This window comes from Psychrobacter sp. APC 3426, assembly GCF_030408035.1.
Taxonomy (GTDB): domain Bacteria; phylum Pseudomonadota; class Gammaproteobacteria; order Pseudomonadales; family Moraxellaceae; genus Psychrobacter.
In genome coordinates, this window is sequence record NZ_JASDCF010000021.1 from 16,288 (window position 1) to 40,095 (window position 23,808).

Here is a 23,808-nt window from a genome sequence, read left to right on the forward strand (position 1 = left end):
GCGTTGATTGGTCAGCACTTTATTACATACTTTTTTATATCGTATAATAAGGCTGACTGATTGATAGCTGTTTCTTGACACACAAAACGCTGCTACGTCAGCGTTTCGTGCCTTGTGTAAATTGCTTGTTTAAACGCAAGCTTTCGCGTACTCTATGCGACCGATACGCTGTAGGTGTTATCCAGATATACTATGCATACTAAGCAATTATTTAATATTGTCACCCTTTATACCATATAATATTATTAGAAATAACAGTCCAACATTGCTGCGTGTTGTTCCTACTATCGTTTTATCATTCATTTTAATTTGCGGTTAAGTACAGCTATTTATTCTTATGATAAGAGTAATCTTACTGTCCGTCATTGTGCCCTTCACTGAGAGTAACCCATGAGTATCAAGCCTGTGGTCGCCTTAATTGGTCGTCCAAACGTCGGTAAATCCACCTTATTTAATCAGTTCACAAAAAGTCGTCAAGCACTGGTTGCTGACTTGTCAGGACTGACTCGTGACCGTCAATACGGGGATGCTACCTATGAAGACAAATCCTTTATCGTAGTCGATACAGGTGGTATTGGTGAAGCGGATGATGGTAGTGGTAACATCGATGACTATATGTCAGAGCAGTCACACACCGCCATTCATGAAGCCGATATTATCGTATTCGTGGTGGATGCTCGTGCTGGTATGATTGGCGCTGATGCTGAAATTGGGAAGTTCCTACACACTTTGGGCAAGCCAGTATATGTGGTTGCCAACAAGGTTGACGGTGTCCATGATGCCGCGCCTGCTGAATTTTATGCGCTAGGCTTGGGCGAGCCGTATCCAATGGCTGCCAGTCATGGCCGCGGTGTTGGTAACTTGCTAGAAGTATTGACCGCTGATATGCCAACGCAAGAAAACATCGTAGAGCCAAGAGGTCTAAAACTTGCCATTATTGGTCGTCCAAACGTTGGTAAATCGACATTGGTTAACCGCTTGTTGGGTGAAGACCGAGTAGTGGTGTTTGACATGCCTGGTACCACGCGTGACAGTATCTATATTCCTTATACGCGCGAAGGCAAAGATTACGTACTTATTGATACAGCAGGTGTTCGTCGCCGCGGTAGAATCGATGAAAAAGTAGAAAAATTCTCGGTCATCAAAACTCTGCAGGCAATTGAAGACTCTAACGTGACTGTCATTGTTATTGATGCGCACGAAGGGATCGTTGATCAAGATTTGCATATGATTGGTTATGCGCTTGATGCGGGTCGTGCCTTGGTGGTTGCGATTAACAAGTGGGATGGTCTGACCCAAGACCAAAGAGATTATATTAAAATTGAGATGGATCGCCGCTTTAACTTTATCCCGTATGTTAAGGTGCATCTAATATCCGCCTTACATGGTACTGGTGTGGGTAATTTGTACCCGTCTATCCTACGCGCCTATAAATCTTCTATGTTTGAGGTGTCGACCAACCGTCTGACTCAGATATTACAAGACGCGGTAACGGCCAATCCACCACCGACGGTAGCGGGTCGCCGTATCAAGTTACGCTATGCACATATCGGTGGTCACAACCCACCAGTGATTGTGATTCATGGTAACCAAACCAGCGCACTACCTAAGAGCTATCAGCGTTATCTTGAAAACCAATTCCGTCAGGTGTTTAAGCTTGAAGGGACACCGCTTAATGTTATCTTTAAGCAAAATGATAACCCTTATGCCAATAAGAGCGACACACCGACAAAGGCAAAAGCGCAGCAGTTACGTCAGCGCGAGCGTAATCGTGCTCAGAAATTTACCACGAAAGACAAAAAGCCTCGTTAAGTGTTAATTTCTCTTGATTCGATAAGATTGATTTATTTCATCAAAGTGCGTTAATCACCAGCTCGGTTTATCACTAAAGACTTGCTTTATCATGCCACCCTTATAGTAGAGGATACTATAGGGGTGGTGTTGTAAGGTAAGCCCTAATTGCAATGCTGCAATGTCGCATTGCTATAGTAGTTGTTTCGGTATCTTCTCCATAATCATATTCCTTACTGTATTTCTTACTACCTTCCTTAACAGATTATGGCTCTCCTTAATTAACATCATGACCTTTTTTCATAGAAGAACCAGAGTATCAATGAATAAAACCTCTCAGCAACCGCAAAATATCTGCATGTTTCACTTATCACACCTCTAAAATACCTGTAGTATAAGTACACTTTGTCTTAACTCATTTAGGTGATATGAACATCCGTTCGTCTCAGACCATTCCTACGCTCATTTGGCGCTCTGTCGTACAAGCCATACTTCTGGCTGTATTGGTAGGCCTATTATTGTCTTTTGTTTATGGCTTGGTATATTACTACAAAGAAAAGCACCGTCATGTTCAGCAGCTTGCTGCGCTGTTAACGACCAGCGCATCAACAGCAGATGGCGCAGATGTCGTCGCTGAGCAAGTAAAGATTTTGTTAGAGGATGAGCCAAGCATTCAGAGCATTTTATTTTACTCAACACCCCAGCCCATTGGTGATGTAAATCAGTCAAGAGACGATTGGAAAAATGCTCTATTTGCCGATACTGTCAGTTTCAATTATCCAGTTATCAGTCATTATATGGATGTCGACGGTATAGGCAGCAGTGCTATAGATGCCGTAGTGTCAGCAAGGTCGTCAAGCAGTCCATTAACCGCCATTAATAAAGTAACTGGTGAAGGCAGTAAAAGTAGCACACTGGTCGGTTATATCAATATTACCTTAGATGTCAGTAAGCTGCGCTCTGATTGGTTTTTCAAGAATGTTTTACTGTGGCTTATTACGATATTACTAGCGGTTGTCTGGGTCTTATATATTTTACGCAAGCTCAACTGGCCTATTAAAGACATAGAAGCGCTGACCGAAATGTGTGATATCGTCATCAAAAACCCCGAGCTTGAGCAGTTGCCAGTTATCCCTCAGCGTTATAATTTTCAGGAACTAGCCCAGATTAAACAGGGGTTAATTGTTTCGTTTAATCGCTTACAAGTTGTTAAAAAAGACTACGAGTCACTGGCGCTCTTTGAGCAGCAACTGCATAATAAAGATGTCTCTCTTGATGTACAGCTACATAATTTCCAAAGCATGATCACCCATGAGCTAAAAACGTCACTGAATGCCATTGTAGGCGGCTTGCAGCTTTTAGATTATGAGGCGCTAACTGGAGAGCAAAAAGATGCGGTCGATATTATCAGCAATGGTAGTGATAAGCTGGTGTCATCGCTTGACCATATTATCCAATTGAATCAAATTCAAAAGGGTCAAATAGGGGTGTATACCAGTGAGTTTAACCCGCTACAATTGATATCCAAGCTGTTGTCAGAGTTTGAGCCTATTGCCAAACAAAAAGGACTGGAGCTAATCAGTCAAATTCATCACATAGACTACAGTCTGAGCAGTGATGTAGAAAAGATACAACAGATACTATCGATATTGCTAAGCAACGCGATTAAGTTTACCCCAGTTGGACAAGTAACACTGACGTCGCAATTGACGCACTTTGATAAAAGCAATCGCTGGCAAATCATTGTCAAAGATACGGGTATCGGTATCGATAGCAATCATATAGATGATATCTTCAATCCGTTTTTTCAGGTAGATTCATCACAAACTCGTCAGTACGAAGGGTCGGGCGTTGGCTTGCCCGTCGTCAAACAAATGGCGCAATTGATAGGGGCGACTATTGAGGTCGATAGCGTACTAGGAGTGGGTACACAATTCACGCTCACCATACCTATGCCTAATCAGCAGAAGGCGCCACAGCAACATCTATTGGCTGGCTTGACCGTTATTTATTATTACTATCATGAAGCTGGGTTCTTGGTAGATGAGCTTGAGCGTTTAGGGGCTACTGTTATTTGTCATCAGCATGAACAACTGGTGATAGAAGAGATGAGCAAAGACAACATCGATATCGTGATGTTTGCAGAGGATCTCTATCCAAGTAAGGCTGAGTCATTGGCCAAGCGTATTCGTCATCTTGAAAGCACTGACGTTAAACACCGTGCTTTATTGGTCTATTGGTACCCACAACACCGAGCAGCATATGTCGACAGTTTTGAGCATGGTCTAAAAGCGGCGGGTATTGATTATTGCCATAGTGCTACCTATGACGACAAAGCACTGAGTAATTTGATAAGGCGATGGCTAGTATGGACATGATGTTTCTCTTGTTCTTACAGTGTTTGATGGACAGCATTAAATGTAAGTAACTTTCTTTTAAATATAGTCAGTGAAAAATAATATCGATACATCACGCGCTGCTGATATCAGTTTTTCTTACTTGCTGTGCCTGCGCAGACAGAGGCTACAAAAAACTGATATCAGCAATACCGTTGCGCTTTTAGGATATTTTGACTATAACTTTATACAACCATTTAATACAGCCACAAAAAAAGACGCCCAATAATGAGGCGTCTTTTTTTTGCTTGCCAGCTTTCATGTCAAATAAAATTGCTATCAAGTAGCACATAGCACTCTTAAAAGTATGCATGCTAATGGGCTTTTATCTTGACGGCTAGTTTTTATCAAACAAACCGCTGACTGCTATTTTTAAAACAGGTTTTGGGCCCAACGTACCACGCGTTGCCAAGTGCGGCTCATAAAGCCAGACTGTTCGATGTCGCTTGTGGCGATAATAGGCACTGATGCAACCGCTTTACCGTCAATAACGGCCATCATTTTGCCAATCTCTTGACCTTTTTTGATAGGTGCTTCTAGGCTGTCAGGGATATCGACGACAGTGGTAATTTTATTCTTTTGCGTTTTAGTGGTTAAGATTTGCAAACTATCGCCTGTCGCCAGCTCAATCTCATCTGCTTCACCGAACCATACTGGTAATTTGCTGACGAACTGTCCAGCAGGTGCTTTAGTGACGGTGGTAAAGTGACCAAAGCCCCAGTTAAGCAGCTCACGTGACTGGTCAGCGCGGGCTTGTTGACTATCCGTTCCCATGATGACAGAGATGAGGCGCATACCGTCACGGTTGCTTGAGGCAGCCAAACAGTAGCCTGCTGCATCGGTATGACCCGTTTTTAGACCGTCAACAGTAGGATCGGTTGCCAGTAGAGCGTTACGGTTACCTTGCGTAATACCGTTATAAGTGAACTCTTTTTCGGCATACAAGCCATAGTAGTCGCCGCTATTTTTGATAATAGCGCGTGACAGCTTGGCTAAGTCTAACGCTGACGCTTCATGTCCTTCGTCAGGCATACCTGTCGAGTTAACGAAATTAGTGTTCTCCATGCCCAGCTTTTCAGCTTGCTCATTCATCAAGATAGCAAATGACGCCTCGCTACCAGCGATATGCTCAGCCATGGCTTTTGAGGCATCATTACCAGATTGAATAATAATACCGCGCAGCATGTCGATGACGCTAGCGGTTTTGTTTACTGGAACATACATACAAGACTGACTGCTACTACCGCGGCACCAAGCGTTTGGACTCATCAATACTTGGTCATCTTCTTTGAGGTCGCCCGATGCTAAACGCTGCTCGATGATGTAACTGGTCATCATTTTTGTCAAGGACGCTGGCGGTAGCGATTCATTGGCGTTTTTCTGTGCCAAGATTTCACCCGTGTTGTAATCCATCAATACATAGGCGGTATTGTCCATCTCAGGTGGCTGTATGGCTGCGCTCGCCATCATTGCACTCATAGAGATACTTACACCAACTACCAGCTGTACCAGCTGGTTTTTTACACGTTTTACTGTCATATATCGTTACACCGCATCATAAAACCAAATGTATCCATCGCTGGTATCTCGTACGAAACCTCTTCTATGTGTTTGAGCACGACACGTAAATATCATGATTAAAAACAAGGTATTAAAGAGGGGAGTGATGACTGGGCGATGGACATAAAATTAACGCCTTATCTTAGCAAAATGACAACCGATGGGGAATCGATAAATGCAAAAAATAGGCTATGAAGATAAAGAAAAACCATTACCAATAGAATGTCTCATTCTACCAAGGCGAAAGCGCCCTAAATGATTAAGAGTATGCCCTGATAAGTTCAATATAGTAATCACAATGCTATAAAAAAATATCATAAACGAAATGTAATAAATTAGATGCCATAAAAAAGCCTGCTGTACCGCTTGTCAATTACAAACGGAAGTACAGCAAGCTTTGGCATCTGATAAATTTACTCAGTAAGTCAATCTATCTGTTTATTGATTTATATAATCATAGCTTTTTTAGTCTATTAACATCGCTAACACCATTTTTATTATTGTGGTTAATGATCAATAGTTATTACCGATACTGCTAATTGCTAAATCATAATCACTTAACATACTGCTATTTCTCATGGTTAGACATTCTACTGTACCGCTATGAGCGTATTAAACTTATGAGCGTATGACACTACGAATACTCAGCATTTGCTAAGTCTTCGCATAGGGCTTTATTGTCTTGTTTAGAGAACCCCATGGTCCAGCTACGAATACCCTGTAAGATTTGACGATAATCTTGCTGAGTAGATAAGTATTGAATCGCAGCTTTTGGATCTTCTAAAGACGGCATCAACTCGTGAAGCTGTACGGTATAAGACTTATAAAAGCGCTGCTTTTGTTTACCATTAAGCATCGGTGGGCATATCTCTGATAATACTTGCATAACTGCAATTTCGTGCTTGGTGATATTGATGCCAGACATATCTAGTGGTATGGTTGTCGCGGGATTATTCGCAGCATAGGACGCTTGAGACAGCATGGCAACAGACGTTATCAGTCCTGCAAGGCCGATCTTTGATGCGGTCTTTGCTATCACAGAAGCTATAGATAATATCGATTGATTTTTCATTCTGTATTACACTCGCTTATCTTTATTTAATGGTCATATGTTAATGGGTAAAAAAACAAAAGTCACATAAAATATTGATTTATGTGTAGATATATTGTGAGCCAAGGCCATTCTTTAGCAACATATCAGCAGTAACGGCTCATAAGTTACGTCAGCATGAAAATATAAGTTTATATTGTAGTGCGTTGTTGCCTATTGTAACTTAGTGACAGGTTGCGACTGTTGCTGATAATATGACAATAACCCTAAAATTGCTAGTAAAACAAAACGTTAAAAAAATTCTAGATGAAGACTGGGTTAGTGACAGCCTATAATTAGGGTATAATCAGCCGCATTATTTTTTGCGCTTGTGACTCATTGTCTCGCTATGGTGCTCTTGTATTGTGGTTATAAGAACAGATTTGAATGAAAGGTTAAGCTTAGAGCTGGTCATATAACCATGTCATGTAGGTTCAAGTATAGCGATTTAATGATGACGTAGCGCAGAAGCAGACAGACGGTCAAACCTTATTATAATGGGTGCAAATGAAATTTTTAATTAGCAACGATGATGGTGTGCATGCGCCAGGATTATTGGCATTGTTTCAAGCGCTATCGACTATTGGAGAGGTAGTGGTGGTCGCACCAAGTGATGAGCAAAGCGGTTGCTCTAGTGCGTTGAGTGTTACTAAGCCATTGCATACGCATCAGCTCGACTCTGGGTTTATCGCGGTGAATGGTTCACCTGCTGATTGTATCTATTTAGCATTGCACGAGCTTTATCAGGATACGCGCTTTGATTGCATCATAACTGGCATTAATTCAGGTGCGAATTTGGGACAGGATGTACTGTTCTCTGGTACCTTTGGTGCGGCATTGACGGCTCAGCTTTGCGGGTTGCCAGCCATCGCGACCTCTTTGGTGGGTGGCGGCGTTAAAGGAAGGAGTGAAGGGCAGGAAAGAGGACAAGAGGATGCCAGTCATTATCAGATGGCGGCAAATGAGATTGTTAAGCTTTTGACTGAAACAAGCCTCTTGGACGTTTGTAAAAGTTTGCCCTATCATGTATTAAACGTTAATATTCCTGATGTGGACAATAGCGCGGATATCAAAGGTCGAAAAGTCACCTCGTTGGGACACAGTCCAATCGCTCGTCCTGTCTATCATATGGTTGACCCGCGCGGGCGAGATGCCTACTGGCTATCTCTACGTAAACGTAAAAATGCGCTGTCAGACAGCGGACTAGGCAAGGATTCTTCAGAGGCCAGTCAGCTGCAAAACAAACCACCACTAGAAAATATTGATGAAGATGTAAATAATGTGGCAGTAGTGATGACTGATGATCAAGCGGTCGCAGCGGGCTATATCAGTTTATCACCAGTGCGCCTACATCACACACCGAAGCGTGCTCTAGATAAGCTGTCGGCTTTAGTGTTATAGCGCTCTGCTTATTAATGATCGCGATATCAATGCTAGTATCAATATCTTACATCAAGGATTGATACTGGCTAAACAATCAAAAACTGTCGGTGCGACAGGGTTAGCTTAGTCAATTCGCTTAACCGCTGATACAGAATATCGTATCAAGTAAGAGCGTTACCTAAGAAACCCCTACCTCTAAGGTAGCGGGTAGTTCATCAAACGGTAAGCGGCACAAAAATGTAAGATGCTTGTGAGTGGCGCAAAGAGCTTCTGAGTAATATAAAAACTTATGAGTAACGTAAAAAATAGGAATCTTGTATGAAAAAGCTTAAGACTGGATCGCACCTCGCAAAAGCGGCGTTGATTGGTACTATGACAGTAGCGACGTTGACTATGGTGGGCTGTGCAACCAAGCCCACTTATCAATCGTCCAATCAAGCTGGTCCAAAAATTATCACCAATGCCCAAGGTGTTCCTAACTACCACCTCGTACAGCGAGGCGATACCGTTAGCCAAATTGCGTCGCGTTATCGTCTTAATTACCGCCAAATCGGTGCGATCAATGGTTTGGACAGTAAGTATACAATCTATAGTGGTCAATGGCTAAAACTATGGCAGGGCCAGCCAGCAGCCACTAATAACAATCGCTATAATGGCGCTACACCTACCCGTCCACAGACAACCTATACACCGCCTGTCACAAGTACGCCCAATAACAGCACGACAAGTCCAGTATATGAAGTAACGGCCAATGCCACTTCAGGTTATGAGTATCCAAGTCGCAATCAAGTGACTCGCAACTTTGATGCTGCTGCTGGCACGATGGGCATGTGGTTCGCTGGTAATATGGGTGACCCGGTGCTTGCCAGTCAATCGGGAACTGTGCTTTACTCAGGTAATGGCTTGCCAGAATATGGCAACCTAATCATGATTCGCCATAGCGATAACTATATCACGGCTTATGCGCACAATAGCCAGCTACTGGTTAAAGAAGGCGATACCGTACAGCGTGGTCAACGCATTGCCAATATGGGTAGCAGTGGTCAGACCAATCAAGTTGGTTTGGAATTCCAAGTTCGCTTAAATGGTAATCCTATTGACCCACGTGCAGTGTTGGGACGTTGATTTTGATTTGCTGCTTCTATTTGCTACGTTAATTATTCATACCTGAGATTTATTATGATTCTAAAAAAACACTATATTGCTCTTTTTCCTGCGTTAATCATAGTGGGCTGTACCAGCCAACAAGCGATTAAAAAGCCTAGTAAGCCTGTGCGTCAAGGTAATGTTCAGATTACTCAGACCCAAACGATTCAGGTAAAACCAACACCGAAGCCAGTAGTGACGCAGCCAGTTGCCAAACCAAGCTACAGTAGCTTCTCCGATTGGAAATCTGACTTCTCTATGCGTGCAATGTCGTCAGGCCATGACGCGTCCACCGTTCGTCGCCTGCTGGATTCAGCTTACTTAAATCAACAGGTCATCTCGCTAGATTCAGGGCAGCCTGAGTTTTCTAAAATGCCGTGGGAATATGTAGACTCGGCGGTATCCGATGGTAGAGTCAGTACTGGCAAGCGCAAATTTGCAGAGCAGCGTGCATTTCTATCACAGCTAGAATCTCAATATGGTGTCAAGGCAGAGATTATCGCTGCCATTTGGGGCATGGAATCATCGTACGGTGTGGTGACAGGGAATAGCAGTATCCCAAGCTCGCTCGCCAGCCTCGCTTATGATGGTCGTCGTCAAGAGTTTGCCGAAACTCAGTTATTATCGCTTGCAACGCTATTGCAGCGCGGTGATGTGTCATGGTCGCAGCTTGACGGATCTTGGGCAGGCGGCATGGGTCAAACGCAGTTCATTCCTGATACTTGGCTCAAGCATGGCGTAGATGGGGACGGTAATGGTCATCGTAACCCATGGGCAACGGGCGATGCTTTGGCCTCTACTGCCAACTATCTAAGCAACTCAGGCTGGGTTCGTGGACTAGCACCTTTTTATGAAGTGACCATTCCAGCGTCTTTTGATTACTCAGTTGTTGGCTCTAAGCAGCCGGCTGCTAGATGGGCGGCGCTTGGTATTGATACCATTGATGATGTTTATCTAGATGCCAACACTCAAATGGAGCTATGGCTTCCTGCTGGTAAAGACGGTCCAGCATTATTACTGAGCCCAAATTTTGATGTTATTAAGGTTTATAACAATTCATCAAGCTATGCACTAGGGGTTAGTTTGCTGGGCAAGGCAATTGCAGGGCAAGGTGGTTTACAGAAATCATGGCCACGTTATGAGCGTCCATTATCGACCGCTCAGGTACGTAATTTACAACAGCGTTTGACCAACTCAGGCTATGATACTAAAGGTGCTGATGGTATCGTCGGTACCAATACACGCATGGCATTCCAACGCTGGCAAGCAGATAATGGTCAGACCCCAGATGGTTTCATCACTCAGCGTAGTGCATCTTCACTGGCATCATGGTGAGATAGGTTGGTAGCGTTATTGTTTGATAGCCACTGTTAATAATATAAGTAACCACAACAAAAAAGCACCTTATGAGGTGCTTTTTTTGCGTTAAGCTTTGGCTGTTTCTCTTAGAAAATTAATAAGCTCTAAAATTACAGTACTAAGATAGGTTATCAAAATAAGGTATCGGAACGAGCGCAAACTGTTTATAGTTAAGACGAATGTAGTTGATCCAATTTGAAAGAGTAACCCTTTATGATTACCATGGAAGAATTGCAGTCAGCGATAAAGCTGCGCGTAGAAAAATATAACAATAAAGACTTTCCTCTAGATAAAAGAGCCATCAATACTTGTGAGCTATTGGACAGTCAAAACCAAATACTGGCGCAAGATATCAAATCATTTTTTGATGTGCCAAGACAAAATCTCTCTGCGATGGATGGCTATGCCATAGCGCAAGGTAGTGTGATATCGACAGACAGCACGATTGAAATCATTGGTGAGTCACAAGCAGGCAGTGCTTTTACTGGCGAGTTAGCAGCAGGACAAGGCGTACGAATTTTCACAGGCGCGGTCGTGCCAGATAGCTGTGATACCGTCATCATGCAAGAGAATACGAACTTTGCGGAAATAAAAGACACGCTGGATAAATCTCAGCCTTATGCCATCACGCTATCACAAACCGCTCAGATCGATAGTAACATTCGCAAACAAGGTGAAGAGATTGAATCAGGTGAAGCGGTCTTAAACGTAGGCAAACGCATTAATCCTGCGGATATTAGCTTACTTGCCAATTTGGGCATCAGCCAAGTGAAGGTGTTTGAACCACTTATCGTAGGGGTGCTCGCGACCGGTGATGAGCTCGTTGCTGTTGGCGATGAGCTGACAAGCTTAGCACAGATATATAACTCCAATACCCCAACTCTTAAAACCTTGCTGACAGATTTGCCCATTACCATTCGCGATTATGGCATCATTCCTGATGATTTGGATAAGACGACTTCTGCTGTCAATCAAGCCATGCAAGACTGTGACGTACTGATTTCTACTGCTGGCGTATCGGTGGGTGATTATGATTTTTTGACCACAGTGATTGAGCAGCTTGGGCAGATTAACCATTATAAAGTAGCGATGAAGCCCGGCAAACCTTTCGTGTTTGGCGAACTAACAAAAAACGTTGATAAGCCAGTATTGTACTTTGGCTTACCCGGTAATCCGTTATCCACGGTCGTTGGTACGCTACAGTTTGTGATTCCAGCATTATGGCAGATGTCAGGCGCTAGCTTGTCAGAGCAACCCATGCAACTCAACGTCAAAGCCACGCTCACCAATGACATTAGAAAATCAGTCGGTCGCAAAGACTTCCAACGCGGGGTATTAACGCAAGGTGAAGCAGGCAGGTATCAAGTTGAGTGTTTCTCAAGTCAGCAGTCGCATAGAATCAAGCAGCTTAGCCGTGCCAATTGCTTTATCGTATTAGATAAAGACAGTGGTAATGTAGCAGCGGGTAATACTGTGACGGTGCAACCTTTCCCTTGGCTGCATAGCTAATTATTGATTGAACAATTAATTTCACGTTTGCCAATTCACTATAAGATGACTACAAGAAAAGTTGAAAATAAACGCTACAATAGAGTGATAGACGATAAGCACAGGTAGTAAAGCAGCGCTTATGATTAGCAATACTGATGGCAGTAACATATGAATAATGACAACGTTAAAATAGGCAGTGCTCAAATATATTCGCCTAACTCAGAGCCCTCTATATTCGATAGCTATAGGCCGTTGTTTGTTGCTGCGCCTATTGTTTACGATGTTATTAAAAACGATCAGCCCCTAACCGACGGCTTCTCTCGTCGACTGACCTACTTGCGTTTATCCATCACCGACTTCTGCAACTTTCGTTGTGAATACTGTCTGCCGAATGGCTACCAAGGCAAACGCCCTGATGACGAGCTTAGTATCCCAGAGATTGCTACTCTTATTCGCGGTTTTGCCCAAGTCGGCACCAAAAAGGTTAGGATCACAGGCGGTGAACCCTCCATTCGCCGTGACGTCGTTGAGATTATCCAAACCATCAAACAAACCGAAGGCATCGAAACCGTTGCCATGACCAGTAACGGTTATAAACTTGGTAAACACCTAGCGAGTTGGCAAGCCGCTGGACTCAATCAGCTCAACATCAGCATGGACAGCTTTGATGCCGCTACCTTTCATAAAATGACCGGCTTTAATACCTTGCCGCAGCTATTAACTGATATGGATACCTTATTAGAAACCACGGATATCAAACTTAAGATAAATAGTGTTTTAATGGCAGAGACCGCTTTTGAGAATCTAGTCACCGCCATCGACTATGTCAAAGACAGACCCGTCACTTATCGCTTTATTGAATTTATGCAGACCAGTGATAACAGTGATTTGTTTTTTGCCCAGCATGCCCAATCTGACATTATTATTGATTACCTAATAGAGCATGGCTGGCAACCTCACGAGCGTGGTAGTAGCGATGGCCCAGCGGTAGAATACAGTCATCCAGATTATCTCGGCCGTATTGGCATGATTGCCCCTTACGCTGAACATTTCTGTGATACCTGTAACCGTCTACGGGTCAGTAGCCAAGGTAAAGTACATCTGTGTTTATTTGACCAAGGCAACTACAATATCCGTCAGCATTTGCAAACAAATGATGTGCAAGGCTTAGTTGATACCTTACATCGCTTTATGCCGATCAAACCTGAGCATCATCATTTGCATGAGTCCAATAGCGGTATCATGCATAATCTATCGATTATCGGTGGTTAGGTCAGTCATCCACTTTCATTTTAATAATTAAAAATATATTTCCTGAGGAAACCTTTATGAGCAAGCCCGCTGCCGAGTTTATCCCCCTTAACATTGCTATTTTAACCGTCTCTGACAGTCGCACCCTTGCAGAAGATACCTCGGGGCAGTATCTAGCAGATAGCTTAACCGAAGCAGGTCACACTCTGGCTGATCGCAAGCTCATTACCGACGATATCTATCAGATAAGAGCGGTTATTAGTCACTGGATAGCCGATCCAAAAGTCCATGCCGTGATTACCACAGGCGGTACCGGTTTTTATATCAGAGACAGCATGCCAGAAGCAGTGAGTGTCTTGTTTGACAAATCGATTGATGGCTTTGGGGAGATGTTCCGCTTAATCTCAAAAGATGAGATTGGCATGTCAACAGTACAGTCGCGCGCGATTGCGGGGATGGCAAATGGTACGGGTATTTTCTGTTTACCGGGTTCGTCAGGCGCATGTCGTACAGGTTGGGAGAGTATCTTAAAAGAGCAGTTTGATAGTCGTACGCGTCCTTGTAACTTTGTGCCGCATTTTATGCGTACCAATCCTAGCCATGATTGATATTGTAAACCGTTTAAATAGCTCAACTGGTTTAGATAGCTTGGCAGGGATCGTAATCTTGGCGGGCGGTGCCTCTAGTCGTATGGGCACGCCTAAAGCCACGCTGACTCTACCGACAGGTGAGCGCTTGCTAGACTATCATGTTAGACATGCGCTCGCTTTGAGTATGATTAACAACAATGCTCCTATTATGATTGCGGATAATGGGCGTGGTTTTGACGTTGATTTAGCCTTGGATAACGGCAATCCGCAAACACCCATTATTCATATTACCGATTACGATAGCGTTGATACTCAAAGTCAAACCAGCAATGCTAACATTAAGACGGGCGGCGCATTAGTAGCTATCGAGTCCGCTTTGCAATTAGTGGTGAGTTTAAATGAATCAGCCAACTTGCAGCAGTATAAGCAGTCATCATGGTTGTTGGTCATCAGCTGTGATAGTTTGATACCGGCTACAGACTTATGGCAAAAATTACAGCATTTAATAAGTCAGTCAACCGATAAAAAAGTGATTTGCTTGATCGATGATAGCCATTTATATCCATTGTTAGGACTTTATCAATTAAGCGTTGAGCCTGACTTAAAAGCTTATATTGATAGTGGCGGGCGCCGAGTAATGCAATTCATCAAACCTATTGTACAAGCCGTGCCCTTTGAAAAAAACTGGCAGCATTTGACCAATTTTAATACGCCTGAAGAGTTTAAGCGGGCCTGTGCATCGTTAAGCGACTTATAAAAATGTAAGAGAAACTATAAATGAATAGCAAGAGTCAGAAAAATAACCAAGCTGCTGTAACTCAACCTAACTTATCGCATTTAGATAGTGACGGTGATATCACTATGGTTGATGTCAGTGGCAAGACTGCCAGTACTAGAGAGGCGAGGGCACAAGGGCAAGTGCGTTTCCCAAGCGCAGTTTATAAACAAATCAAAGCCGCTGATGGTATGACTAAAAAAGGCAGCATTACCCAGACGGCTCATATCGCAGGCATCATGGCAGCCAAGCGCACCCACGATCTTATCCCCCTTTGTCATCCACTACCATTAGATAAGATAGGTTTAACCTTTGAATATGATGATGCGTTGAATAGTATTATCGTTAGCGGCACTGTCAAAGTCACCCATAAAACTGGGGTTGAGATGGAAGCCTTAACGGCTGTGAGCATTGCTTGCTTGACCATCTATGACATGACTAAGGCCATATCGCATGATATCGTCATTGATAATGTGCGTTTGGTAACCAAGACTGGCGGCAAATCAGATTATAGTCATGCTTAAAAGAGTAAATACGTTTTGGCAACCAACGATATTATGCAAGATCTTATGCAATAGAGCTAAAGCTGGATAGTTTGACAAGAATGGAGAATATGATGAATACTTTAGATGTGGCAACCAATAGCGAAGCAACGATGAATATCAATGTCTTATACTTTGCTAGCCTAGCTGATGAAGCCAACTGCCAAGAAGAGACCGTCAGCGTGCAGCAGTCGACGTCATTGACTGAGTTGTATCAGCAGCTTAGTCAAAAGCATCGTTTTAGTCGTCCACAGTCAGAGCTGCGCGTGGCGGTGAATGATTATTTTGCTAGCTGGACAGACCAGATCAACGATGGCGATAGTGTGGTGTTTATCACTCCAGTCGCTGGTGGTTAAGTCAGGGTTCTAAAAACAATAGATAGAGATAACACATGACAGATAATGTACATAGTCATTCGATGACCATCAAACGTAGCGTCGATGACGTCTATGCAATCGCAGAGCGTGATGGCTTTGCTTTGTTAGACGTTGCTATCGATGAAGAAAGGCTCAAAGGCACCCTTGATGATGACAGCTGCGGCGCCTTTGTCTGTTTTGAAGGCCGCGTGCGCAATCATAATAATGCCACCAGCGTTGATCGCTTAACTTACTATGGTTATGAAGACTTAGCGCTCAATCAAGGCCGCGCCATTATTGAGGAAGCCAAAAAGCGTTTTGAGATTACACATGCCATTGCTATCCATCGTATTGGTGCGCTAGAGATTGGCGATGTGGCGGTATGGGTTGGTGTCGTCTCTGCCCATCGTTACCCAGCTTTTGACGCTTGTCGCTGGATACTCGATACGATTAAGGCAGACATTCCTGTCTGGAAGCAGGAGTACTATGAGGATGATTCCTCTAAATGGCTGAGCAATAATGGCTAGAGTGAAGGGCGAAAATAATGATTAAGATAACAGGAGCAGTTTCTATATCTGCTTGCTTATTACTGGCTTTAAGTGCTTGTACGCAGGAGAGCGCTACAAATACCACTACTGCTGCTGAGAATACTGAACAAGCCCATACGCTGCGTATTGCTGCCGCTGCTAATTTGTCAGATGTCTTGCCTGCCATTGTCGAAGGCTATAAAGCAGATAAAGGCTTACCTAACCAAGATATTGACATTACCTTTGCCTCTTCTGGTAAATTGTACGCGCAAATAACGGCAGGTGCGCCCTACGATATATTTTTATCTGCCAATCAAGAATTCCCTGCTAAGCTGGCTGTTGACAGCTCTCAAGCCGAAATATCTCATCAACCTTTTACCTATGCGCAAGGTCAACTGGCGCTATATAGTGTCACTAAGTCTTTGGCTGCGCTGAAACCAGCGGCACTGACTGAACTACTCATGAGTGATGCGGGTAGCAAAATAACCATTGCCAGTCCTGAGCTTGCGCCTTATGGCGCATCGGCAAAATCTTATCTACAATCGCAAGGTGTTTATGAGGCTCTAGAGCAACAAAAGCGCTTGATACAGGCGGAAAATATCGGTCAAGCCTTTCAATATGCGCATACTGGCAGTGTCGATTATGGCTTTGTCGCGCAATCACAAATCACGGCAATTAAAGCCACGCCTGAGCAGTTCGTTACCTTAGTGCCCGAGTCTTATCCAGCTATCCTGCAAGATGGCATAGTCATCAGTGACGTGTCTACTGCTACAGACTTCACCGATTATTTACGTTCTCCTGCAGGACAACAACACTTCTCACAAGCGGGCTATCTCACGCTTCAATAGAACGCTTCAATAGTGATTCTTAAATAGAATCAACCCTTATTAATGCAAAATAAGCAACGAGCAATGACATCATGATATCTCCATCCCTAATGTCAGACATGCTCAGTCCATTCTTAGTCAGCATCAAACTTGCTGCTGTCACCACCTTCTGCTTATTACTCTTTGCCACACCTGTGGCTTATTGGCTCGCCAAGCCCAGTCGTGGGCAAGTCATTTCACGTTTTAAAGTTGTGCTGATGGGCGTTATCGCCATGCCACTGGTATTACCACCTACCGTTATTGGTTTTTATTTATTGCTATTGCTAAGCCCTAGCGTGGGTATTGGCAAATGGCTTAGCGAGCACAATATTAGCCCCTTAATTTTTACCTTTGAAGGTCTGGTCATCGGATCTATTATTTATTCTTTACCTTTCTATATTCAGCCTGTCTATGCCCAGTTTTTACGTATTCCGCAAAGTGTGATGGAGGTGGCGCATTTACTAGAGCCTAGTCGTCTAAGACGTTTTATGCGAGTCGCCTTTCCACAAGCAAAGGTTGGTATTATCCTCGGCAGCCTCATTAGCTTTGCCCATACTATTGGCGAATTTGGGGTGGTACTGATGATAGGCGGCAGTATCTCCGGTGAGACCAAAGTGGTGTCGATTGCAATATATGAGCAAGTTGAGGCACTCAACTACGAAGCTGCGCATATGATGTCTGGCATCCTCATTGTCATGGGCATGATTATGGTGGCATTGATTGCCAGTGTGAATAAGCTGAATCAGCGTTGAAGTAAATTTGAATCAGCGTTGGCGAATTGCTTTTACAACCTAATCACCATTCGATTTAACGACTTTCATTTGGGCGCTTGATACTATCAGGACTCGCTTCATAGATAGCATTTAGCTCAATCTCTGTTAGATATTTTTCAACAATAGGAAAAAGCTCACGCTCTTCAAAACGAATGTGCTCGTATAGTAATGTGCCAAACTCTCTGACTTGAGCGGCGGTTATATTTTTAATATCAGTATTTTTAGAGGCTATTATATTATCCAGTATATTATGTAGTGCTTTATGCTGTCCACCAAGAGTATCGAGCACTGCTGCGACATCTGGTTTGGATGCTCGATAAGGCTGGAGCGCATGTGCGATGAGGTTGTCTTCAATATGAAAGTGATACTGCATGTCATTCATATAAGCGGTTAGACTGTCTAAGTGCTTCACAATCTCGTCAGGCTCATTTCTGCATTCCTTGGCATGGCGAGATAGATTAAGACCGAGATGATGCTGGCGTGATAAAGGCTGTAATTGGTGAGCACGTTTCATAATCAGATACCTTAAAGGCTGTGAGTATTAATCTTAGTATCACTTTTTAGCAATGTCTAAATCATTTGAATAAGCAAATAAAGCGGGTGCGCCGCCTGTATGCCAAAATAACACACGATCCGTTTGCTTAATTTTACCTGTGCGAATCATATCTATTAACCCGCCCATCGCCCGACCTGTATAAACAGGGTCTAATAAGATGCCCTCCGTTTGCGCAGTCATCTCAATGGCTTCATTTTCCAAAGTACCAACCACGCCATAACCGCCGCCCACATAATCAGAGTTAAGTATTAAATCGCTCTCTGAAAATTGATGGTCGGCTGCGATAAGGGCAGCGGTGCTATTGGCAAGCGCGACGGTATACTGATCAAATGGCACTTTGTCTGTTTCGCCTTTATCGATATTGATACCCACGATTTGACAGGGTGAATTGGACAGTCTATTGCCCAGCATTAATCCTGCTTGCGTGCCGCCGGAGCTAGATGCAAAGACGATATGAGTGAATGTTTCATTTATGTTTTGACATTGCGACTCTAACTCTTTAAAGGCTTCTACAAAGGCCAAAGCACCCAATTCATTGGAACCACCATAAGGGATGACGTAGGGTTTTTTGCCTTGTGTTTTTAACTGTTCGACGATTTTAGGAATGTCTTCCCCTTTGCGATGGGCGCCTGCCCAATGAATATGCGATCCAAATATTTTGTCTAACAAAAGATTGCCACTTGCTTGCTCAGGTTCTTCTCCACCTAATACTAAATGGCAGTCAAGTCCCAAGCTTGCAGCGGCAGCAGCAGTTTGGCGACAATGATTAGATTGTGCAGCGCCTGCCGTAATCACGCAATCAGCACCCTGAGCAAGGGCGTCGCCGATGATAAATTCAAGCTTACGGGTTTTGTTGCCACCCAATGCCAATCCTGTATTGTCATCTCGTTTCATAAAGATAGTAGGGCCGCCGAGTTTGTCACTCAATCTGGTGAGCTCTATTAAAGAGGTGGGGAAGAAGCCTAATGATTGTCTGGGTATGTGGTTATAGTCCATGTGTTATTCACTTTATAGATAGAGAAATTATGAGCTTGGAAGTTATCCCATGATAGTAATTATTGAATATTAATACCATACAATATTTAGCCATGAGAATAGCTGTTTTTAGAGCATTAAATATATAATTTTGATAGATAAGTCTGCTCATTGATGACACGTCCTAGCCCAAGTTGCCCGTTTCAATATATAGGGAATATGCTTTAGGTAAAGGTACGGCCACGGCTTTTTTTAAACTCTAGAAAATACCTAACAGACCAATTTTATTCATTTGGCTTATCAAACAAGGCTTCGATAGGTTTGCTGTGAATCTTAGAGGCGTTAAACAGTGACTTATTAGCCGTATCGCCCTCTGTCCAAAAATTAATATTAAACTGAGCATCATCACTCAGCTCCACTCGGTGCCAATACTGTGGTGGACTAACCGCAAACTGTCCAGCTTGAATGACGATGGTCTGCTCTGGCTCGGTAGCAGCTTCATTGGCAAATCCATAAAAGGTGACAGTCCCTTGCATGACACAGATTTGCCCATACACACCCTCGGCAGTATTGTGGTGAGTGAGTAGGGCTTTGGGTACTTTATCCTTGGTAAAGAAATGCGTAGAACGTTTTATCTTCCAATGACTGGGAATGATTATATGGTTCATGAGAGCTCCTTGATGGAGTAAACGAAGTGATTTTCATCAGACTTAGGCGATGATTCAGTTTAGTAATAAATGCTAAGTTAATTCAGTTCAATAGTTCTGATAGTCGTTCAAATAGATTATTTAAAATAAATGAAATGTTGTTGAGATAAATTATAACATTCATTTAAAATGAATGTTATAATTATTTTTAGGGAGTTAGCGAACTGCGATACTTAAATATCAGTGTTGCGGATTATTAAAATAATCTTAAGTGTTAGTTTTGGCTATTTAACCGTATTACGTATTAGCACTATAGGGTCATATTTTAAATAAGTGAAACCTTAAACCATTCTTAAACATTCATTATCAATAGATGTTTAAGGGTTATGATCTATTTGCAAGGAGGAGCAAGACATGGGTGAGTACAAGAAGTATTGGTTCGGCTTACTTGCCGTGCTAATCGTAACCTTTATATTTTTAGGGTGGGGCGGTGTTGAAATCTATCGCACAGCACCACCAATACCAGATCAGTATATTGATACTACTGGTCAGGTTTTGTTAACAGAAGAAAATATCTTAGATGGTCAATCTGCATGGCAGCGCACAGGAGGTCAGCAGCTTGGTTCGGTATTGGGTCATGGTGCTTATCAAGCGCCAGATTGGACGGCGGACTGGCTGCATAGAGAGCTTGTAGCATGGTTGGATATCAGGTCACAAGAGCTATATGGCAGTAATTTTTCTGACGCATCTGATGATCAAAAAGCGGTATTGAATGCGCAGCTCAAAAAAGAATATCGTGGCAGCGTGGTTAATGATAACGAGCAAGTGGTGCTATCAGACACACGGATTGCCGCTATCAATCAGATAGCGCCTTATTATATGAGCTTGTATGGTGATGACCCTGCATTGCAAGAGTCTCGAGAGAACTTTGCGATGAAAAACAACACCATAACGGATGCTGCTGATAGACAAAAACTGACCAACTTTTTCTTTTGGACAGCATGGATTGCTTCTGCTGAACGTCCCGATACCGATGCTACCTATACGAATAACTGGCCGCACGAGCCGCTTATTGATAACGTACCGACGTCAGAAAATATTATGTGGTCTATCGCCAGTATTGTCTTTTTAATCGCTGGGGTAGGGTTTTTAATTTGGGGATGGTCTTTCTTACGTCAAGAAGAAGACGTCAAGCAGATAACGCCAGACGTTGACCCATTAACCAAAGTTGCTTTAACCCCTTCTCAAAAGGCGCTCGCAAAATACGGCTTTTTAGTGGTGGCACTGTTTGTATTTCAGGTGTTTATCGGCGGTTTTGTCGCACATTATACGGTCGAAGGTCAAGAGTTTTATGGTATTCCGGTTGCAGACTTTTTCCCCTATGCGCTAGTGCGTACTTGGCATATTCAGTCGGCCTTATTTTGGATTGCCACTGCGTTTTTGATGGCAGGGCTATTTTTGACACCGCTTATCAATGGCGGTAAAGATCCTAAATATCAAAAACTAGGAGTCGATATATTATGGTTTTCATTAATTATCGTGGTAGTGGGATCTTTCGCCGGTCAGTATTTTGCTTTAGCGGATATATTGCCCGCAAAATATAACTTTTGGTTTGGACATCAAGGCTATGAGTATATTGACCTAGGCAGATTTTGGCAGATTTTAAAATGGGTTGCCGTACTGTTTTGGCTATTATTAATGACCCGTGGTTGTTTACCTGCCTTTAAAGAACAAGGTGATAAAAACTTACTCGCTATCTTCTTTGCCTCCGTCGTTTGTGTTGGCTTATTTTATGGTGCAGGCTTGTTCTATGGTGAGCGCACCCATTTAACCATCATGGAATACTGGCGCTGGTGGGTGGTGCATTTATGGGTAGAAGGTTTCTTTGAAGTATTCGCTACCGTATCGCTTGCTTTTATTTTTTATAACTTGGGCTTGGTGAATAAGAAAATCGCCACAGCCAGCTCTATTGCCTCTGCCGCGCTATTTTTGCTGGGCGGTGTACCAGGCACATTCCATCATTTGTATTATTCCGGCACGACCACACCGGTGATGGCAATCGGTGCATCATTCAGTGCGTTAGAAGTGGTGCCATTAGTGGTCTTGGGTTATGAAGGCTATGAGCATTGGTCCCTGCAGCGTCAAGCGCCATGGATGAATAAATTAAAATGGCCTATCATGTGCTTCGTCGCTGTCGCTTTTTGGAATATGTTAGGGGCGGGGGGGTTTGGGTTTATGATTAATCCACCAGTATCATTATTCTACCTACAAGGATTAAATACCACTGCTGTACATTCCCATGCTGCACTGTTCGGGGTGTATGGATTTTTAGCGATTGGTTTTGTATTACTGGTGATGCGATATATTCGCCCAGACTATATTTTTAGTGAAAAGCTCATAAAAACTGGCTTTTGGTCATTAAATATAGGTTTGGTATTGATGATTGCGACCAGCCTGCTACCCATCGGTATCTTCCAAGCGCATGCTTCCATGACCGAAGGTTTATGGTATGCGCGTAGTGAGAGCTTCCTACAACAAGATTTCTTGCAAACATTACGCTGGGTCCGTACCTTTGCTGATGTGGTTTTTATCATTGGTGCCATTTGTGTGGCATTGCAGGTGGTCAAACTGGCGTTTGCAAAACCGTCACACTCTAACTATCAGCCTGAAAAACCAGTGAACGATTGATTATAATGTTTAAGTATTGATAATAGCGTTTAATTAAAATCCCTGTTCAGTTCATAGCAGGGGTTTTTTGTTGTTTTGACACTGGTTTTTAGAAGGGTTTTATTCATAAGGGCTACTACCACTAAATTTCAACAATCATGGTCACCAATTTCTAAAAGATAGAGTATTTACGAAAAAGGTCACATTGATAATGTAGGAAGAAGCAATATACTCCCGAGCTAACAGTATAGATGAAATAGATAGCCCTTATAAATAAAAGCTTTAAGTGAAAAATAGACACAAAAAAACCTCAAACAATCTAATGTTTGAGGCGAAACTTGCTTAAACTTGAAAGTTTAAATTCGTTTTAAATATGGCGCAGCGGACGGGACTCGAACCCGCGACCCCCGGCGTGACAGGCTAGAAGCACTAAATTACTTAAAAAATTCTTAAGGTATATTAACCTGTAATACTATATATAGCAAGGGATATAACCAATAAAACAGCTATGACATTTAGCGCAATTCAAGACATTTTATACGAGCTATATTCCATATTATGGTCACTAAAAATGTGTAATTACTCCACATTTATTAAATCTAAATGTGGAGTAATTACACATAGATTTTTATATTTATTATTTTGATTACCGTTTTTAAATTATTTATCTATTAAAGTTATCTGGAAAATCAGCTTCTAAAGTTTAAGTAATGGTTTATCCAGTTGAGCCACCAAGCCACCCTTTATCTAAGCCACAATCTATCCAGTTTGCTTTTATCTGATCGGTAATATTTGCGTTAGGATAAACAAATACAGTACTGCTAAGATAAAGCTCATCTCCAATTTTATAGGGTTTTTCTTCAAATTTCCGAGTCCCTGTATCCGCATCCCAAGCAAAAAAAGTGTCCGCTAGCACCAGTAAATAAGTATTATTTTTGGTCGTCACCTCTTTACTATCTCTAGAGATAGCAAGACAGTTATTAACAACTGTTAAATATCCAGAACCCATAGTTGTAAATCGAACGTTATTTTATTGGGAGACCAAGTGGCAATTTGCAACGACTGCG

General features: G+C 42.8%; 21 protein-coding genes. 15 read left to right on the plus strand and 6 right to left on the minus strand.

Translation table 11 applies throughout. From position 1 onward, the window contains the following. Positions 1 to 390 precede the first annotated feature (390 nt). Together der and QL919_RS10520 are read left to right on the plus strand one after the other, a co-directional pair. On the plus strand, positions 391 to 1,812 hold the full coding sequence (der, locus tag QL919_RS10515) for a ribosome biogenesis GTPase Der (protein WP_290189478.1): 1,422 nt from the start codon (positions 391 to 393) through the stop codon (positions 1,810 to 1,812). Positions 1,813 to 2,219: 407 nt separating this feature from the next. After that, positions 2,220 to 4,169 (plus strand): HAMP domain-containing sensor histidine kinase, encoded by a 1,950-nt coding sequence (locus QL919_RS10520; RefSeq protein WP_290189479.1) that lies wholly within the window; start codon positions 2,220 to 2,222, stop codon positions 4,167 to 4,169. Between the two features lie 390 nt (positions 4,170 to 4,559). On the opposite strand, the gene QL919_RS10525 is transcribed toward QL919_RS10520, so the two are convergent. Both QL919_RS10525 and QL919_RS10530 read right to left on the minus strand, forming a co-directional pair. Beyond that, on the minus strand, positions 4,560 to 5,726 hold the full coding sequence (locus QL919_RS10525) for a D-alanyl-D-alanine carboxypeptidase family protein (protein ID WP_290189480.1): 1,167 nt from the start codon (positions 5,724 to 5,726) through the stop codon (positions 4,560 to 4,562). Positions 5,727 to 6,381: 655 nt separating this feature from the next. Beyond that, the gene (locus QL919_RS10530; RefSeq protein WP_290189481.1) at positions 6,382 to 6,819 is read right to left on the minus strand and encodes a hypothetical protein; all 438 of its coding nucleotides are present in this window, start codon (positions 6,817 to 6,819) and stop codon (positions 6,382 to 6,384) included. Positions 6,820 to 7,344: 525 nt separating this feature from the next. Between QL919_RS10530 and surE the strand changes: the two genes are divergently transcribed. From surE to modB, 12 genes are all read left to right on the plus strand, one after another. Beyond that, positions 7,345 to 8,238: a 5'/3'-nucleotidase SurE gene (gene surE / locus QL919_RS10535; protein ID WP_290189482.1), complete on the plus strand. Its 894-nt coding sequence runs from the start codon at positions 7,345 to 7,347 to the stop codon at positions 8,236 to 8,238. A 300-nt stretch (positions 8,239 to 8,538) separates the two neighbouring features. Then, complete coding sequence (locus QL919_RS10540) at positions 8,539 to 9,345, plus strand: peptidoglycan DD-metalloendopeptidase family protein (RefSeq protein ID WP_290189483.1); 807 nt, start codon at positions 8,539 to 8,541, stop codon at positions 9,343 to 9,345. Between the two features lie 54 nt (positions 9,346 to 9,399). Further along, entirely contained in the window at positions 9,400 to 10,701 is a 1,302-nt protein-coding gene (locus QL919_RS10545; protein WP_290189484.1) for a lytic murein transglycosylase, read from the plus strand. Positions 10,702 to 10,938: 237 nt separating this feature from the next. Next, positions 10,939 to 12,234 (plus strand): gephyrin-like molybdotransferase Glp, encoded by a 1,296-nt coding sequence (glp, locus tag QL919_RS10550; protein ID WP_290189485.1) that lies wholly within the window; start codon positions 10,939 to 10,941, stop codon positions 12,232 to 12,234. Between the two features lie 150 nt (positions 12,235 to 12,384). Then, positions 12,385 to 13,488 carry a GTP 3',8-cyclase MoaA gene (gene moaA / locus QL919_RS10555; RefSeq protein ID WP_290189486.1) on the plus strand — a complete coding sequence of 368 codons (1,104 nt, stop codon included), beginning with the start codon at positions 12,385 to 12,387 and terminating at the stop codon, positions 13,486 to 13,488. A 56-nt stretch (positions 13,489 to 13,544) separates the two neighbouring features. Next, positions 13,545 to 14,075 (plus strand): molybdenum cofactor biosynthesis protein B, encoded by a 531-nt coding sequence (gene moaB / locus QL919_RS10560; RefSeq protein ID WP_290189487.1) that lies wholly within the window; start codon positions 13,545 to 13,547, stop codon positions 14,073 to 14,075. Continuing rightward, a complete protein-coding gene (locus tag QL919_RS10565) occupies positions 14,068 to 14,814 on the plus strand; it encodes an NTP transferase domain-containing protein (RefSeq protein WP_290189488.1) in 747 nt (248 codons plus the stop codon). Before moaB ends, QL919_RS10565 begins: the two co-directional genes overlap by 8 nt. 20 nt (positions 14,815 to 14,834) lie before the next feature. After that, complete coding sequence (gene moaC / locus QL919_RS10570; protein ID WP_290189489.1) at positions 14,835 to 15,356, plus strand: cyclic pyranopterin monophosphate synthase MoaC; 522 nt, start codon at positions 14,835 to 14,837, stop codon at positions 15,354 to 15,356. A gap of 92 nt (positions 15,357 to 15,448) precedes the next feature. After that, complete coding sequence (locus QL919_RS10575) at positions 15,449 to 15,730, plus strand: MoaD/ThiS family protein (RefSeq protein ID WP_290189508.1); 282 nt, start codon at positions 15,449 to 15,451, stop codon at positions 15,728 to 15,730. Between the two features lie 35 nt (positions 15,731 to 15,765). Continuing rightward, positions 15,766 to 16,257, plus strand: a complete 492-nt coding sequence (locus QL919_RS10580) for a molybdenum cofactor biosynthesis protein MoaE (protein WP_290189490.1) — start codon at positions 15,766 to 15,768, stop codon at positions 16,255 to 16,257. Positions 16,258 to 16,274: 17 nt separating this feature from the next. Beyond that, entirely contained in the window at positions 16,275 to 17,105 is an 831-nt protein-coding gene (modA, locus tag QL919_RS10585; protein ID WP_290189491.1) for a molybdate ABC transporter substrate-binding protein, read from the plus strand. Between the two features lie 71 nt (positions 17,106 to 17,176). Continuing rightward, the gene (gene modB / locus QL919_RS10590) at positions 17,177 to 17,875 is read left to right on the plus strand and encodes a molybdate ABC transporter permease subunit (protein WP_290189492.1); all 699 of its coding nucleotides are present in this window, start codon (positions 17,177 to 17,179) and stop codon (positions 17,873 to 17,875) included. 55 nt (positions 17,876 to 17,930) lie between these two features. On the opposite strand, the gene QL919_RS10595 is transcribed toward modB, so the two are convergent. The 3 genes from QL919_RS10595 to QL919_RS10605 all read right to left on the minus strand — a co-directional run bounded on the left by QL919_RS10595 (position 17,931) and on the right by QL919_RS10605 (position 20,095). Further along, a complete protein-coding gene (locus tag QL919_RS10595; protein ID WP_290189493.1) occupies positions 17,931 to 18,410 on the minus strand; it encodes a hemerythrin domain-containing protein in 480 nt (159 codons plus the stop codon). 39 nt (positions 18,411 to 18,449) lie between these two features. Further along, positions 18,450 to 19,448, minus strand: coding sequence for a D-cysteine desulfhydrase family protein (locus tag QL919_RS10600; RefSeq protein ID WP_290189494.1), 999 nt, complete (start codon positions 19,446 to 19,448; stop codon positions 18,450 to 18,452). A gap of 263 nt (positions 19,449 to 19,711) precedes the next feature. After that, entirely contained in the window at positions 19,712 to 20,095 is a 384-nt protein-coding gene (locus QL919_RS10605) for a DUF1971 domain-containing protein (RefSeq protein WP_290189495.1), read from the minus strand. 393 nt (positions 20,096 to 20,488) lie between these two features. On the opposite strand from QL919_RS10605, the gene QL919_RS10610 reads away from it, so the two are divergent. Next, positions 20,489 to 22,762 carry a nitric-oxide reductase large subunit gene (locus QL919_RS10610; protein WP_290189496.1) on the plus strand — a complete coding sequence of 758 codons (2,274 nt, stop codon included), beginning with the start codon at positions 20,489 to 20,491 and terminating at the stop codon, positions 22,760 to 22,762. Positions 22,763 to 23,456: 694 nt separating this feature from the next. Here the strand turns inward: QL919_RS10610 and QL919_RS10615 are convergent. Beyond that, positions 23,457 to 23,750, minus strand: a complete 294-nt coding sequence (locus QL919_RS10615) for a hypothetical protein (protein WP_290189497.1) — start codon at positions 23,748 to 23,750, stop codon at positions 23,457 to 23,459. Between the last annotated feature and the right edge of the window lie 58 nt (positions 23,751 to 23,808).

Bases quoted from the DNA above. Each gene is read 5' to 3' on its own strand.
- QL919_RS10615 (WP_290189497.1), bottom strand. From the start codon at position 23,750: ATGGGTTCTGGATATTTAACAGTTGTTAATAACTGTCTTGCTATCTCT.
- modB (WP_290189492.1), top strand. From the start codon at position 17,177: ATGATATCTCCATCCCTAATGTCAGACATGCTCAGTCCATTCTTAGTC.
- QL919_RS10525 (WP_290189480.1), bottom strand. From the start codon at position 5,726: ATGACAGTAAAACGTGTAAAAAACCAGCTGGTACAGCTGGTAGTTGGT.
- QL919_RS10575 (WP_290189508.1), top strand. From the start codon at position 15,449: ATGAATACTTTAGATGTGGCAACCAATAGCGAAGCAACGATGAATATC.
- der (WP_290189478.1), top strand. From the start codon at position 391: ATGAGTATCAAGCCTGTGGTCGCCTTAATTGGTCGTCCAAACGTCGGT.
- QL919_RS10565 (WP_290189488.1), top strand. From the start codon at position 14,068: ATGATTGATATTGTAAACCGTTTAAATAGCTCAACTGGTTTAGATAGC.
- QL919_RS10600 (WP_290189494.1), bottom strand. From the start codon at position 19,448: ATGGACTATAACCACATACCCAGACAATCATTAGGCTTCTTCCCCACC.
- QL919_RS10595 (WP_290189493.1), bottom strand. From the start codon at position 18,410: ATGAAACGTGCTCACCAATTACAGCCTTTATCACGCCAGCATCATCTC.
- surE (WP_290189482.1), top strand. From the start codon at position 7,345: ATGAAATTTTTAATTAGCAACGATGATGGTGTGCATGCGCCAGGATTA.
- modA (WP_290189491.1), top strand. From the start codon at position 16,275: ATGATTAAGATAACAGGAGCAGTTTCTATATCTGCTTGCTTATTACTG.
- QL919_RS10520 (WP_290189479.1), top strand. From the start codon at position 2,220: ATGAACATCCGTTCGTCTCAGACCATTCCTACGCTCATTTGGCGCTCT.
- glp (WP_290189485.1), top strand. From the start codon at position 10,939: ATGATTACCATGGAAGAATTGCAGTCAGCGATAAAGCTGCGCGTAGAA.
- QL919_RS10545 (WP_290189484.1), top strand. From the start codon at position 9,400: ATGATTCTAAAAAAACACTATATTGCTCTTTTTCCTGCGTTAATCATA.
- QL919_RS10610 (WP_290189496.1), top strand. From the start codon at position 20,489: ATGGGTGAGTACAAGAAGTATTGGTTCGGCTTACTTGCCGTGCTAATC.
- moaA (WP_290189486.1), top strand. From the start codon at position 12,385: ATGAATAATGACAACGTTAAAATAGGCAGTGCTCAAATATATTCGCCT.
- QL919_RS10605 (WP_290189495.1), bottom strand. From the start codon at position 20,095: ATGAACCATATAATCATTCCCAGTCATTGGAAGATAAAACGTTCTACG.
- moaC (WP_290189489.1), top strand. From the start codon at position 14,835: ATGAATAGCAAGAGTCAGAAAAATAACCAAGCTGCTGTAACTCAACCT.
- moaB (WP_290189487.1), top strand. From the start codon at position 13,545: ATGAGCAAGCCCGCTGCCGAGTTTATCCCCCTTAACATTGCTATTTTA.
- QL919_RS10530 (WP_290189481.1), bottom strand. From the start codon at position 6,819: ATGAAAAATCAATCGATATTATCTATAGCTTCTGTGATAGCAAAGACC.
- QL919_RS10540 (WP_290189483.1), top strand. From the start codon at position 8,539: ATGAAAAAGCTTAAGACTGGATCGCACCTCGCAAAAGCGGCGTTGATT.
- QL919_RS10580 (WP_290189490.1), top strand. From the start codon at position 15,766: ATGACAGATAATGTACATAGTCATTCGATGACCATCAAACGTAGCGTC.